Here is a 14833-nt window from a genome sequence, read left to right as displayed (position 1 = left end):
CAAACTGAAATCGATTAGCTCGACAACAAATCGATGCGATGGGTATCCATAAATTCCATGGCACGGCCACCACCACGGGCAACACAGGTCAATGGATCTTCGGCAACAATTACCGGTAAACCAGTTTCTTCACTGAGCAAGCGGTCAATATCGCGAAGCAAAGCACCACCACCGGTTAACACAATACCGCTTTCGGCAATGTCGGAAGCCAATTCCGGCGGCGACTGCTCAAGAGCACTTTTAACCGCTTGAACAATACCTGCCAGAGGTTCTTGCAAGGCTTCTAAAATTTCATCGGAATTGAGCGTAAAGCTTCTAGGAACACCTTCGGCAAGATTACGACCACGAACATCAATTTCGCGCACTTCGCTGCTGGCATACGCACAACCCACTTCTTGCTTGATGCGCTCAGCGGTAGCATCACCAATGACGCTGCCATAGTTACGGCGCACATAATTAACAATGGCTTCGTCAAAGCGGTCGCCACCAATGCGAACAGAATCGGAGTAAACCACGCCGTTTAAAGAAATAATGGCGATTTCAGTAGTACCACCACCAATATCAACAACCATTGATCCGCTGGCCTCTTCAACTCGTAAACCCGCACCAATTGCCGCTGCCATTGGTTCTTCTATTAAGCGAACTTCACGAGCACCAGCACCCAATGCCGATTCACGAATGGCGCGCTTTTCAACCTCTGTAGATAAACAAGGTACGCACACTAAAACGCGAGGACTGGGCTGAAACCAACTATTTTCATGCACTTTTTTAATAAAGTGCTGCAACATCTTTTCGGTAACTTGGAAATCCGCGATAACACCGTCTTTTAAAGGCCGAATGGCCGTAATGTTACCTGGCGTACGCCCCAACATTCGTTTAGCTTCAACACCAACGGCTTCAACAATTTTGTGGCCATTGTGAGTTCGGATGGCAACCACTGAGGGTTCGTCTAAGACAATGCCACGATCACGTACGTAGATAAGGGTATTAGCAGTTCCTAAATCTATCGATAGATCATTAGAGAACATACCGCGCAGACGCTTTGGCATTAACATAGAGAGTTTGTACCTTAGAAATTATATTTTTAACAAAGATGCAATGAAGGACACCCAAAGTGACCAATTTTCATACGCTCGTTATGCAAAATCTTTGGCCACAGTGCCCATTTTGGCTGTGCTTTTAAGTGCGTGCACTCTAACAATGGCAAGGGCATTGAGCAAGGTGGCATTAGCTATACTTGCGGGAATATCTGGCGATTTCGCTACATTTTAGTTCTAATTCCCAAAATTAAATTTACCCCGATACCAAAACGCGCAAATTTAATCTGTAAAAGCTGAGGTGGGATAGGTAATATCTCCAACCAAAAATAACAAGCTTTTATTTAACAGCACCAATTTATTTAAGTGGCACGATAGACCACAAAGATTGGCAAAGGTTTGTTTTTATAAGTTTAGGTGAGCTTCGGCAAAACCTATACATTCATGAATATTTTTTGCTCAATAGACAGGTAACCATTTTGGATCCTTCGGAAATACAAAAACTCGCCGATCTAGCAATGATCAAAATTGACGAGTCTCAAATTACAGAAGTTGCAGCACGCATCAGCGACGTATTAGCTCTAGTTGACGAGTTGCAAGCGGCAGATACCACCGGTGTAAAACCGATGGCGCACCCTCTCGACACTGTTCAGCGGTTACGCGCTGATGAAGTAACTGAAGTGAATCATCGAGATGAATTCCAAGCCATTGCACCAGCCTGCGAAGACGGTCTTTATCTAGTGCCCAAAGTCATCGACTAGGCATTTGTTTGGGCGATATCGGTACCTTTTACAGTACCAACTTAATTTGCAGTACCAACACCAAGAACATTTTTCCACGAAGACTTTTAGGTAATTCCTACAATTTAGGCCTTACCCACAAAGTCTTTTAAATGTTCATTGTAATGAGATTTGTCAAGGACAATTCCCCAATGCATCGACTTACCATCTCCGAGCTTGCTAAAGGCTTACGAGAGAAAAAATATTCCAGCGTTGAGTTAACCCAACATTTTCTAGAGCGAATTAAACGTCTCGACGGCGACCTCAACAGCTATATCACCGTGACCGAAAACGTTGCTCTGGCACAGGCTAAAATTGCCGATCAACGCTTGGCCGAAGGCGATAACAATCCCTTGTGCGGCATTCCCATCGCGCACAAAGATATTTTTTGTACTAACGGCGTGAAAACCACCTGTGGTTCAAAAATGCTTGATAACTTTATTCCTCCTTACGACGCCACTGTGGTTGAGAACTTCAAAAATGCCGGCGCTGTAATGTTGGGTAAGGTGAACATGGATGAGTTCGCCATGGGCTCATCTAACGAAACCAGCTATTACGGCCCGGTGAAAAACCCTTGGGATAAGCGCTGTGTACCCGGCGGCTCATCGGGTGGTTCGGCAGCTGCCGTTGCAGCCATGCTTGCCACCGCCGCTACAGCGACCGATACCGGCGGCTCTATTCGCCAGCCCGCCAGCCACTGTGGTTTGACCGGCATTAAACCAACCTACGGTGCCGCATCGCGCTGGGGAATGATTGCTTTCGCCTCAAGCCTAGACCAAGCCGGTGTTCTTACACGCAGTGCCGAAGACGCAGCAACCATGCTTAACACGCTGATTAGCTTCGATCGAAAAGACAGCACCAGTGTTGATGTACCTAGAAGCAATTACTCAGAAAATCTTGCTGACAAGGTTGAAGGCGTAACCATTGGCGTTCCTAAAGAATACTTTGGCGATGGTTTAAAAATAGAAGTAGCCGCCTTGGTGCAAGAAGCTATCGATCAATTCGAAAAGTTTGGCGCAAAAATCAAAGAAATTAGCCTGCCACACACCCACCTTTCGGTTCCGGCGTACTACGTCATTGCACCGGCAGAGTGTTCAGCTAACTTGTCGCGCTTTGATGGTGTTCGTTACGGCTATCGCTGTGAAAACCCGGAAGACCTCAAAGATTTATACCGTCGCAGTCGCGCCGAAGCATTTGGTGATGAAGTCAAACGACGTATTCTGGTAGGTACCTACGCGCTGTCTGCGGGTTACTTTGATGCCTATTACAACAAAGCTCAGCAGGTTCGCCGTCTTGTTAAACAAGACTTTGATGACGCCTTTAAAGACGTTGATGTGATCATGGGCCCAACTTGCACCACACCTGCATTTAAGTTTGGCTCCAAAGGTGCAGACCCTGTTGCCATGTATCTTGAAGACATCTACACCATCGCGACTAACTTAGCGGGTCTTCCGGGTCTATCGATTCCGTGTGGCTTGGTTGAAAATAAACCGGTTGGCCTACAAATGATCGGCCCGGCATTTTCTGAAGGAAAACTGCTCAACCTTGCCCACCAGTTCCAGTTAACCACCGATTTCCACAAACTTACCGCGCCAGACTTGGACTAAGGAGAAACAGCGATGACATGGGAAACCGTTATCGGCCTTGAGGTTCACGTCCAATTGGCCACCAAATCAAAACTCTTTTCGGCTGCCAGTACCGCTTTTGGTGCTGAGCCCAACACCCAAGCGGCGGCTGTTGATCTTGCCATGCCGGGTACACTGCCGGTTGCCAACGAGCAAGCCTTTCGCTACGCGGTGATGTTCGGTTTAGGCATTGGTGCCGAAATCGGCAAAGAGTCTGTTTTTGAACGCAAAAACTATTTTTACCCCGATCTTCCAAAGGGTTACCAAACTACGCAGCTAGCCAAGCCAATTGTTGGCCCAGGTATCGTAGAAATTACCCTAGATGATGGCTCGACCAAACAAATCCGCATCCATCACGCCCACATTGAAGAAGACGCCGGTAAATCGCTGCACGAAGATTTTCATGGCATGAGTGGTATCGACCTGAACCGTGCCGGTACGCCGCTGATTGAGATTGTGTCTGAACCCGATATGCGCAGCGCCGAAGAGGCCGTGGCTTTTGCCAAAAAACTGCACGGTTTGGTGACGTCTTTAGGTATTTGTGACGGCGAAATGAGCCAAGGCTCAATGCGTTTTGACGTGAACATTTCAGTCCACAAGCCCGACGAGCCTTTTGGTACCCGTACCGAAACCAAAAACTTAAACTCATTTAAGTTTATGGAAGAGGCCATTGCCCTTGAAGTTGAGCGCCAAATCGAAGTTCTTGAAGAAGGCGGCGCGATTATTCAAGAAACGCGTTTATACGATGGCGACACTCGCACCGCGCGCAGCATGCGATCAAAAGAAGAAGCCAACGACTACCGCTACTTCCCCTGCCCAGATTTGTTGCCGGTTGTAATTGACGACGAATACATCGAAGCAATTCGCGCCTCTATGCCGGAGCTTCCCGAAGCTCGCACCGAGCGATTTAAACAGCAGTATTCATTGAACAATTACGATGCGGGAATTTTGGCCGCAAATGCCGATATCAGCGCTTACTTTGAAGAACTCACCAAGCTTACCGAAGACGCAAAACAGTCGGCAAACTGGATTATGGGTGAGCTGTCGGCGCGCTTGAATGCCGATGACATCAGCATCAAGCAAAGTCCCGTCAGTGCCGCACAACTTGCTGGCGTAATTGAAAGAACCAAAGACGGTACTATTTCGAGTAAAATTGCCAAGCAAGTTTTTGATGCCTTGTGGGCAAAAGAAGGTAGCGATGCCGATTCTGTTATTGAATCGAAAGGTTTAAAACAGGTTTCTGATACCAGCGCCCTAGAAAAAATGGCCGACGACGTTATCGCCGCGTCCCCCAAACAGGTTGATAACTATCGCAACGCCGAACCCGATAAACGCCCGAAAATGCTTGGCTATTTTGTTGGCCAAATTATGAAAGCGTCTCAAGGACAAGCCAACCCACAAGCAATCAATCAAATATTGTTGGATAAGCTCGATAAATTACTTTAGGAATTGCTGACGAACTTTATTGACGTTGATTCAGTATTTTCCCAAATACCTCGCCCGGTAAACTTCGTACCGGGCTTTTTAAGTTAAGGACGTAACATGGCTTTAAAGAAAGACAAACAAAAAGTACTTGGCGAAGTATTCGATAACGAGCGTGTAAAAAGCTTTTTATTGTTCCAAGCTCCAGAAGGAGTTGATCCTGATTTTCACGTACTTGAAAAAGCGTATCGCGGTATGAACGTTGAGAACTTCGCAACCTTCCTTGAGTTTTTCAAAGAAGAAGGACGCAACATCAATGCGACCAATCCAGAAGGTCAAACCTTGCTGGCACAGGTAAAAACCCATCGCTTAGGCGACGACTACGCAGAAGTGTTAGAACAAAACGGCGCCCAATAAACGCCTCAAGTTACCTCAAGCGACCCGTTTCAATGCTGGGTTGACCGCTTGAGGTTATCGAATAATCTGGCGGTGGCTCACAGTGCTCCCCAGTTTATTCTCTGAATGTATTCACATCACCTAAGCAGGTCTAAGACAACTGGACTCTAAGACAAATAAACACCAAGTCAAAGAATTCTCTGCAACCAACTATTACGTTATATCGTCTGAAAACGTTTCTACCCACACTCCACATTTAAAGGACTTACCTTGGCTAGCGGAAATTTAATTACTGGAGCGAGTTACCTAATCGACGGCGCAAAATTGCTGCTTAAACCGCAGTTTCGATTATTTTTAATCGTGCCGCTGATGATCAACATCGTAATATTTATCGCCCTAACCAGCTTGATGTATAACTACTTCGACGACGCGGTTGCATCTGTGGTGGCATTGATTCCAGATTGGGATTGGCTTTCAGGCATCAAACAAACCCTAGCGCTGTTTATTTCAATTATTTCAGCGTTTATCGGTATTGTTCTCTACGGGTACTGTTTCAGCATTATCACCAACATTATCGCCGCGCCCTTTTACGGTTTTCTGGCCGAAAGAGTGGAAGTTTATTTAACGGGTAAAGCGCCGCCGCCCGAGTCTGTGTTGTCGATGATAATTCGCACTCTTGGCCGAGAATTGGTGAAGCTGTGGTATTTCATCAGCCGAGGTATTTTGATCACCATCGGAGCCTTCATACTCAGCTTTATTCCTCTGGCTCAGTTTTTTGTACCGGTTCTGTTGTTTTTGTGGGCGGCTTGGTCAATGGCGATTCAATATTGCGATTACTGTGCAGATAACCACCAGTTACAATTTACGTATTTTAGGGAAGGCTTAGCCGAGAAACGCTTCAGTGCGTGGGGATTTGGTTCGATGGTTGTGTTGGGTTCAATGATACCGTTACTGAATATTTTTGTGCTACCGGCGGCGGTCATTGGCGGCACAATGTTGTGGATTAAAGAAAAACCAACGGCGAGATTAATTTAAAGGCGGGAAACAAAGTTATTCGCTCAATTATGGCTACTTACTAAGTACAGGAACCTCTGATTAACTCTTCAATGATTTGATCAGAGGACAGTAATTGACAATGCGATTTCCAATTTCTTCACAATTTCAATTACTTACCGTTCTTGAAATTGGCACCACATCCTTGCATCGCTGGAAACTCTAGGTTAATCAGAGTTTCCTACAAAAAGTAGCCATTCATTAGCAATTAACGATTGGAAGGTCTTCTGCTGCGTCTTGGACGGCGTTGCTGGTTAGACTCACTCATCTCGCGAGGTTTTGGCTCAACATAAGGCACAGCCGCAAGTAGTGACTCGGGCGGCTGTTCGCACACAATAGGCTCACCCAACAACTCTTGAATGGGTTCTAAACGCATCGCGTCATCTTCACAAGCAAAACTGATCGATGTGCCATGACGCCCCGCTCTTCCGGTACGACCAATACGGTGTACGTAATCTTCCGGCTCTTCTGGCAAGGTAAAATTCACTACGTGACTAATGCCATCAATGTGAATACCACGACCAGCAACATCGGTTGCCACCAAAACTTTCGATTTACCAGACTTAAACTTATCCAGCGTTCTAACGCGTTTATTTTGTGAAATCTCGCCGCTGAGTAGTCCGGCATCGATATCGTGTTCGAGTAATCGATGGTGTAGATCCCGACATTCATCGCGACGATTAGCAAACACAATCAAACTTTCTACATCTTCGGTTTTTAAAAGATTGTACAAGAGCGTGAATTTTTCTTCGGTAGAAACCAAATACACATGCTGGGTTACCGTATCGGTAGCGACGCTTTCCGGCTCAATCTCTACCGTCACCGCGGCATCGGTCCACTGCTCGGTAAGATTGATCACTTCATCGGTGAAGGTTGCTGAGAACAACAGGGTTTGACGATGAGTCTTAGGTGGAGTCGCACGAACAATGCGGCGCACTTGGGGAATAAAACCCATGTCCAACATACGGTCGGCTTCGTCGATAACCAGAATCTCAACCAAATCCAGATACACATCGTTATTGCCGACAAAATCGAGCAGCCGACCCGGTGTGGCAACCAGAATATCGACTAGATTTGAATTCAAGCGATCCTGTTGCTTCTGGTAATCCATGCCACCCACAAGTGCATGAACCTTAAGATCAGTGTACTTAACGAGGTTTTCGGCGTCGTCTGCAATTTGCAAAACCAACTCGCGGGTCGGCGCTAAAATAAGCGCACGGGCTTCACCAACATAGCGTTCTTGTTCAATGGGATTACGAAGCAGGTCTTCGATGATGCCAATCAGAAATGCGGCGGTTTTACCGGTACCGGTTTGCGCTTTACCGACCAGATCTTGGCCGTCGAGGGTGTAAGGAAGTGACTGAGCTTGAATGGGAGAGCAGTATTGGAATCCGAGATCGAATATGGCGTGCATCAGTTCATCGGGCAAATCAAGATCATGAAAGCGCGTTTTGCCTGGAGCAGGTTCAACCTGAAATTGAGCGATATCCCAAGAATCTTTAGTGCGTTTGCGCCGACGTGGACGTCGAGGCTTGGAGCGCTGGGAAGCGTCACCGCCAGCGTTAGATTGCGTGGATTGCTCTGCAGGACAGCTTAAAGACGTCTTAAGTGCAAAATTACCGATCAAACTCTTCTCTCCTTGCTCGTATCTGCACGCATAGTATCACAGTCATTTTTAGCGATTCGAACATTCATCAAACACGATTTGGGTTAATCTAAAAAAACAAAAAGCGGGAACTTGGCCCGCTTTTCATCGATTGTATCATTTAACGACAACTATCAACATTGCTTTGCCAATAATAAACACACAAGATGACAGTTTAGAAACCTCTGATCAATACTTCCATAATCGATTTGGAGGGCAAAAATTAACGATGCAATACCAAAATTTTTTAGATTTTCAATTACTTACCGCTCTTGAAAGTGGCGACACATCCATGTGCATCCGGAAACTCTAGATTTCTCAGAGTTTCTTTTGTCTAGATGTAAACGGAGCTTACGACTCAACTGTCTGCTTTTTACGAGCCCAGAGGCTAATGTAATAATCCAAACTGGTGTAACGACCACCACCGGTACATAACAAAGAGAAGAGCATAACAAAATACATTGCAGCGAACTCGATACCATTGTTTAAAATGGTCACGCCACCACGTCCAGTCAACCAACTGTAGTTACCGTGCTCGCGCAAAATTTCTTTCACTTTTTCTTTGCGCTCAACCGCTTCCATAACTCGCTCATTGGCAAGCCAACTGCTGGCATCAGAAACTGCTAACCAACCATTTTCCCAATGCACAGAAAATATAGCGACCAACATAGTGACGATTAATGGAATTGCCACAAAGCGCGTTGCTAATCCGGGAATTAATAACGCCCCACCCACCAACTCAGAACCCGCCGCCAGTGCGACCATTAATTCGGGAAAAGGTAAGCCCAAGCCCCATTCTGAATTTCCAAACCAAGCAACGGTATTTTCCCAGCCTTGAAATTTATTCCAACCCGCCTGCATCATTACCGGCGCGAGAATAAGACGTAACATAAGTGCGGGCACACCACTCAAATGCTCCAAGCTCGATACGATTGTTCGATATAAATTTGTTGCTGCCGCAATTGCACTCATGAGTTCCCTCACCTTTTATTTTTTCGGTATATTGTCGGTTTAAAGTTGTGGACCGCCCATGGACAGTTAAGATCTGTAAGTAGTTCCTGCCCTGCTATTAAATCTTGGAAGAGTTAATAAGAGATTCCTAAAGGGTATTTTTGATTGTTAATGCAAACTTGCTCTATGTAGAGAAAACACTAAAATTCCACTCGCACTGCTGACGATGTTCACACCTGCGATACAAATATTCTTCTGCGCAGACACAAACCTGTTAACACCGCGCTTTTTTTATCTTACCCAATTATCGATAAGCGAAATTAATGCAAACTCTCCCCCAAGCTTATAACGTCAAGCGCGAAGCAAAGAGCATTATTAAACTCGGCACGCCATTAATATTTAGTCACACCGCAATCATTGCCATGTCTGCTACCGACACAATTATGTCGGCGCAAGTGAGTACAGAATCCTTGGCAGGTCTTGCCGTCGCAGTGAGCATCTGGTCTGCCATAAGTGTCATGATTTTAGGAATGTGCGGGTCTTTAGCGACCATTGCCGCGCAATATCACGGCGCACGACGCTACTCCAGAATTGGTCATCAAGTTTATCAAACCGGATGGATCGCCTTACTCAGCTCGTTAGTTGTGGGTTTTATCTTATTAACCAGCGTATTTTGGTTGAAGTGGATTCAGCCCGATACACCTTTAACAGATATCGCCATAGAATATCTTCAAGTTATCAGTATTGGCTTATTGGGTTATGCATTAACAGCGGTTTTGCGAGGAACCTGCGAGGCTGTTGGCGATACGAATTTAGCCATGCTCACCAACGGTTTATTATTTGTTTTAAATTTAGTCTTTGATTATTTATTGGTATTTGGAAAATTCGGCTTACCCGAACTTGGGCCAATTGGCTGTGCTTGGGCAAGCGTTATTTCCTATTGGATTGTTGCCATTGCGTTAACCACTTTTTTAAAACGCCAAGACAAATACAAACAATTTAATATCTTTAATAAGGTTTGGAATCCCAACTGGCCGGAAATCAAAAAACATTTAAATATTGCTATACCTCTCGCACTAGGCACCGGCAGTGAAGTTTTTTTCTTTTCAAGCATTGCGTTATTTGTTGTTCCTTTTGGCGAATTACCGGTGGCCAGTCATCAAATTGTAATTAACTTTAGTTCGTTGGTGTACATGATTCCGCTGGGTTTTAGCGTCGCAGTTTGTATTCGAAGCGCAGGCTTACGAGGCGCAGGCAATCCTAAACAAGCGCGTTTTAGCGCCTTTGTTGCCATTCAATTATCGGTAATTATTGCTGCTCTCACGGCACTTATTACGATTTTATTGCGCAACTGGGTTGCAGAGATTTACACCCCCGATCAAGCGGTACAAGAAATGGTGGCAAAACTTTTATTGCTATGCGCCATTTATCAAATCGCTGATGCCATTCAAGTTTCGTCTTGGGGTGGCTTACGCGGCTTTGGCGATTTAAAAGTTCCCATGGTTATGCAGCTCATTTCTTATTGGCTGATTGGTTTTCCCATGGGATATTTTTTAGCGCATGTTTTAGGTTGGGAGATTTTCGGTTTTTGGACGGGAATTATTTTTGGGCTTAGCACCGCAGCGGTTTTACTGCATGTGCGATTAAGAATTATCACCAAACATTTAAAACCCGCTTAAATTCAGTTTGAATACTGATCGGAAGCCCTGATTAATCTAGAGCTTCCCGCCATTCATAACTGTATCGCCGATTTCAAGAACGGTAAGCGATTGAAATTGTGAAAAATTGGAAGTGGTATGTTCGACTTCTAGAAACTAAGGACTACCACACACAGGGCAGTTCGTCTTTTTAGGAAATTTAAAGGCGCGCCAACTTACTGATAAGGCATCGTATAAATGCAGTTTTCCCAGTTGGCTGACATCGGTTAAACCGATAATGGCTTTTAGCGTTTCGAGCGCCTGTAGACTGCCAATAACACCAACCAGTGGCGCAATAACACCCGACTGCGCACAGTTTAGTTGTGCATCGGAGGTTTCATCGTATAAACATTGATAACAGGGCGTATCGTTCTGGCGGGAATCAACCACCATTAGCTGCCCTTCAAACGCAATGGCCGCACCACTGATTAACGGTTTTTTCGCTTGCCAACACAAGCGATTAACTTGCAAGCGCGTGGTTAAATTATCGGAACAATCCACCACCACATCGGCAAGTTTTATTTGCGCTACCATCGCATCATCGTCCAACCGCCGTTCGATGGTCTCGATATTGACATGGGAATTAAGTGAAAGAGAGGATTGCTTTGCAGAGCTGGCCTTGTTGATGCCACAACGTGTGGTTTGATGAGCAATTTGTCGCTGTAAATTCGATAACTCCACCAGATCGTCATCAACCAAAACCAAGTTGCCAACACCCGATGCAGCCAAATAAAGCGCCACTGGCGAACCTAAGCCACCCAAACCGATCACCAGCACATGTGCATTCAGAATTGCTTGCTGACCATCGACATCAATCTGTGGCAGTAAAATATGGCGGCTGTAGCGCAGCAACTGGTAATCATCCATAAACACAAGCTCAGTTAAAAATACAAATGCCCGGTTAAAAATACATTCAGTATTGCAGTGATTGATAATCTAGCCAACAAACCATTGCCCGCGAGTCACTCGGTCTCGATCACCTAAATCCTGAAAAGTCTTAACGCTGCGATAACCCAACGCAGTTAAAATTTCTCGTGCAGATTCACCTTGATCATAACCATGTTCGAACATCAACCAACCACCGTCGAGCAAATAATTGCGAGCCTGATTGGCAATTAATTGAATGTCTGCCAAGCCTGCCTGATCAGCAACTAACGCAGATTTCGGCTCAAAACGAACATCACCTTGGCTAAGATGAGGATCGGCAGAATCAATGTAAGGTGGGTTACTGACGATTAAATCAAAACGCCGATCATCTCTATCACGATTTTGATCATCCAATACCGAAAACCAATTACTCAGCTTAAAAGCCGCGTTGGCAATATTGCATTGTTGCTGGTTTTCTGTGGCGAGCTGAACGGCCTCGGGAATACAGTCCAAGCCTAACACACTGAATGTTGGGTTCTCGCTGGCTAAGGCGAGAGCGATTGCTCCGGTACCGGTTCCTAAATCTAAAATTTGCGCAGGTTTGTTAGCCAACAAATCCAAGGCTAATTCAATTAACAATTCGGTTTCAGGGCGAGGAATTAAGGTGGAGGTATTAACTTTGAGCGTCAAAGTCCAAAAACCCTGCTCGCCAATAATGTAAGCGATGGGCTCACCCTTTAAACGTCGTTCGACAAACCGTTTAAAGAGTGTGAGTTGTGAGCTACTGAGCAGTTTTTCGGGCCAAGTAAACAAATAGGTGCGATTTTTATCCAGCACCTTTGCCAACAAAAGTTCGGCATCCAGCGCTGGCGATTCCGATTCACACAGAATTGTTTTGGCCCAAGACAGGCAGCTTGCGATGTCACTCTTTTCCAAAACAAGTTTCCAACACACGCTGAGAGTTTAGATCGGTCATGGCTGAGTAAGATTTATCGAGCAAGTGCCGCTAATTGATCTGCTTGATATTCGTTAACCAAAGGACCAATCACCTCACCTAGGTCACCTTCCATCACTTCATTTAACTTATACAGTGTTAGGTTAATGCGATGATCGGTCACTCGACCCTGCGGATAATTGTAGGTGCGAATTCGTTCTGAACGATCGCCGGTACCAACCAAGCTTTTACGTTCATCGGCGATTGATTGTGCTGCCGCCGATTCTTGTTCATTTTTAAGTTTAGCTGCCAACAAAGACATCGCACGAGCGCGGTTCTTGTGCTGCGAACGCTCGTCCTGACACTCAACCACAATACCGGTAGGAAGATGCGTTAAACGAATGGCCGAGTCGGTTTTGTTAACGTGCTGACCACCCGCACCACTGGCTCGGAAGGTATCAACGCGCAGGTCGTTTTTGTTAATGTTGATTTCTTCCAGCTCATCGGCCTCGGCCATAACGGCAACGGTACAAGCGGAGGTATGAATACGCCCTTGAGATTCGGTCTCGGGCACACGTTGTACTCGGTGCGCACCCGACTCAAACTTCAGCTGAGAATAAACGCCCTGGCCAACAATACGCGAAATAACCTCTTTATAGCCGCCATGCTCGCCTTCGTTGGCGTTGAGCAATTCAACCTTCCAGCCACGAGTTTCGGCGAACTTGCTGTACATGCGGAACAAATCACCGGCGAAGATTGCAGCCTCGTCACCGCCCGTTCCGGCACGAATTTCCAAGAAAATGTTTTTCTCATCGTTGGGATCTTTCGGTAAGAGTAACTTTTGCAGTTCAAGCTCAAGGGGCTCTTTTTGCGATTCCGCTTCTTTTAACTCTTCCTGCGCCATTTCGCGCATGTCTGCATCGCCATCGTTGAGCATTTCTTTTGCCGTCGCGATGTCGTCTAAAACGGATTTATAACCCGCAAAGGCTTTAACCACAGGTTCAAGCTCTGCGTATTCTTTGGACAGCTCGCGGAATTTATTTTGATTGCTGATGATTTCGGCTTCGCCCAAAAGCGCCGCCACTTCTTCGTAACGTTCGTGTAAACGCTCGAGTTTCTCGAGAATTGAGTCTTTCATAGGGAGTCTTTAAAAGCTTTAGGTCAGATCTTTTTCGTTAAGATCAAACAGTTCTTGCGTCCAGCCAATCAGTTCAGAACGCCCATCGGCGCTGGCTTGACGAATTTTAGCGGTAGGAGAATGCAACATTTTGTTGGTCAAATTGCGGGCCAACTGATTGAGAAGTTTCTCGGGATCGCCTCCGGTTTGGAGGGATTTTAGCGCCTTTTCGAGCTCCGCGTCGCGAATCATTTCAGCTTTGCGTCGATAGGCTCGAATTGTGGATACTGAATCTTGTACACGCAGGCCACTTAAATAGTTGTGCACACCTTCACTAATGATACGTTCAGCCTGTTCGGCGGCCTCTTTACGCGAACGCATATTCTCTTGAATAACGTCTCGTAAATCATCAACGGTATACAAATACACGTCGGCAAGCTCGCCAACCTGCTCCTCAATATCGCGAGGAACGGCAATATCGACCATGAAAATCGGCTTATGTTTACGAATCTTTAGGGCGGTTTCCACAGCACCTTTACCCAAAATGGGTAACGGACTGGCGGTAGAAGAAATTACGATATCGGCTTTATGCAACGCCTCTGGAATCTCTTCCAACAAAATAGCGTGACCATCAAAACGATCCGCCAAATCGCGAGCCCGCTCAAGGGTACGGTTGGCGACTATGATTGATTTAAGACCCTGTTCGGCAAGATGCCGTGCCACCAATTCAATGGTTTCACCTGCACCAATCAATAACGCGGTATCTTTTTTAAGATCACTAAAGATTTGCTGGGCCAAGCTTACCGCGGCAAACGCCACAGAAACCGGGTTTTGACCAATAGCGGTTTCGGTACGAACGCGCTTGGCAATGGAAAACACCTGCTGGAAAACATCGTGCAAAACCGGGCCAACGGTGCCACTGCCTTGAGCATGGGCGTAAGACGCCTTCATTTGCCCAAGAATTTGCGGCTCGCCAAGCACCATGGAATCCAAGCCGCAAGCGACTCGCATCATGTGTGTTACGGCATTATCGTGGGATTTTAAATAGTGGCTGGCACTTAGTTCTTCGAGCTCTAAATCGCGGTAGCTGGCAAGCCAAGGCAGAAGTTGATTACATTCGCTAGGAGAGTAGGCGTAGATTTCGGTACGATTACAGGTAGACAATATGGCGACTTCGGTGACTCCTGCATCTGAAGCAGCTAACAGCGCAGCCTCTACTTGATCGGGGCTAAACGCCAGCTTCTCACGCAGAGCAACCGATGCAGAGTTGTGATTTATACCAAATGCTACTAGCGCCATGATCGTTAAAT

General features: G+C 46.0%; 13 protein-coding genes. 6 read left to right on the top strand and 7 right to left on the bottom strand.

What is annotated here, in order from left to right:
• Positions 1-14: 14 nt before the first annotated feature.
• Positions 15-1049 carry a rod shape-determining protein gene (locus ACYQ28_RS14615; RefSeq protein WP_460051398.1) on the bottom strand — a complete coding sequence of 345 codons (1035 nt, stop codon included), beginning with the start codon at positions 1047-1049 and terminating at the stop codon, positions 15-17.
• Positions 1050-1516: 467 nt separating this feature from the next.
• On the opposite strand from ACYQ28_RS14615, the gene gatC reads away from it, so the two are divergent.
• The 5 genes from gatC to cysZ all read left to right on the top strand — a co-directional run bounded on the left by gatC (position 1517) and on the right by cysZ (position 6294).
• Complete coding sequence (gene gatC, locus ACYQ28_RS14610; RefSeq protein WP_460051319.1) at positions 1517-1798, top strand: Asp-tRNA(Asn)/Glu-tRNA(Gln) amidotransferase subunit GatC; 282 nt, start codon at positions 1517-1519, stop codon at positions 1796-1798.
• A gap of 170 nt (positions 1799-1968) precedes the next feature.
• Positions 1969-3423, top strand: a complete 1455-nt coding sequence (gene gatA / locus ACYQ28_RS14605; protein ID WP_460051321.1) for an Asp-tRNA(Asn)/Glu-tRNA(Gln) amidotransferase subunit GatA — start codon at positions 1969-1971, stop codon at positions 3421-3423.
• Positions 3424-3435: 12 nt separating this feature from the next.
• Complete coding sequence (gatB, locus tag ACYQ28_RS14600; protein ID WP_460051323.1) at positions 3436-4887, top strand: Asp-tRNA(Asn)/Glu-tRNA(Gln) amidotransferase subunit GatB; 1452 nt, start codon at positions 3436-3438, stop codon at positions 4885-4887.
• 96 nt (positions 4888-4983) lie between these two features.
• A complete protein-coding gene (locus tag ACYQ28_RS14595; protein WP_460051325.1) occupies positions 4984-5280 on the top strand; it encodes a PA4642 family protein in 297 nt (98 codons plus the stop codon).
• A 249-nt stretch (positions 5281-5529) separates the two neighbouring features.
• Positions 5530-6294, top strand: a complete 765-nt coding sequence (gene cysZ, locus ACYQ28_RS14590; RefSeq protein WP_460051327.1) for a sulfate transporter CysZ — start codon at positions 5530-5532, stop codon at positions 6292-6294.
• Between the two features lie 226 nt (positions 6295-6520).
• Here cysZ and rhlB read toward each other — a convergent pair whose 3' ends face one another.
• Positions 6521-7939: an ATP-dependent RNA helicase RhlB gene (gene rhlB, locus ACYQ28_RS14585; protein WP_460051329.1), complete on the bottom strand. Its 1419-nt coding sequence runs from the start codon at positions 7937-7939 to the stop codon at positions 6521-6523.
• Positions 7940-8308: 369 nt separating this feature from the next.
• Positions 8309-8929: an HvfX family Cu-binding RiPP maturation protein gene (locus ACYQ28_RS14580; RefSeq protein WP_460051330.1), complete on the bottom strand. Its 621-nt coding sequence runs from the start codon at positions 8927-8929 to the stop codon at positions 8309-8311.
• Positions 8930-9231: 302 nt separating this feature from the next.
• On the opposite strand from ACYQ28_RS14580, the gene ACYQ28_RS14575 reads away from it, so the two are divergent.
• A complete protein-coding gene (locus tag ACYQ28_RS14575; RefSeq protein WP_460051332.1) occupies positions 9232-10587 on the top strand; it encodes an MATE family efflux transporter in 1356 nt (451 codons plus the stop codon).
• 135 nt (positions 10588-10722) lie between these two features.
• Here the strand turns inward: ACYQ28_RS14575 and ACYQ28_RS14570 are convergent, their stop codons facing one another.
• From ACYQ28_RS14570 to hemA, 4 genes are all read right to left on the bottom strand, one after another.
• On the bottom strand, positions 10723-11472 hold the full coding sequence (locus tag ACYQ28_RS14570) for a HesA/MoeB/ThiF family protein (protein WP_460051334.1): 750 nt from the start codon (positions 11470-11472) through the stop codon (positions 10723-10725).
• Between the two features lie 69 nt (positions 11473-11541).
• The gene (gene prmC / locus ACYQ28_RS14565; protein ID WP_460051336.1) at positions 11542-12408 is read right to left on the bottom strand and encodes a peptide chain release factor N(5)-glutamine methyltransferase; all 867 of its coding nucleotides are present in this window, start codon (positions 12406-12408) and stop codon (positions 11542-11544) included.
• Positions 12409-12461: 53 nt separating this feature from the next.
• Complete coding sequence (prfA, locus tag ACYQ28_RS14560; RefSeq protein ID WP_460051338.1) at positions 12462-13544, bottom strand: peptide chain release factor 1; 1083 nt, start codon at positions 13542-13544, stop codon at positions 12462-12464.
• Between the two features lie 18 nt (positions 13545-13562).
• Positions 13563-14822, bottom strand: coding sequence for a glutamyl-tRNA reductase (gene hemA / locus ACYQ28_RS14555; RefSeq protein ID WP_460051339.1), 1260 nt, complete (start codon positions 14820-14822; stop codon positions 13563-13565).
• Positions 14823-14833 lie beyond the last annotated feature (11 nt).

The sequence above is a fragment of the Sessilibacter sp. MAH1 genome (genome assembly GCF_054658315.1).
The sequence above is the reverse complement of the archived record's forward strand: the minus strand, read 5'-3'. Positions and strand labels throughout refer to the sequence as shown.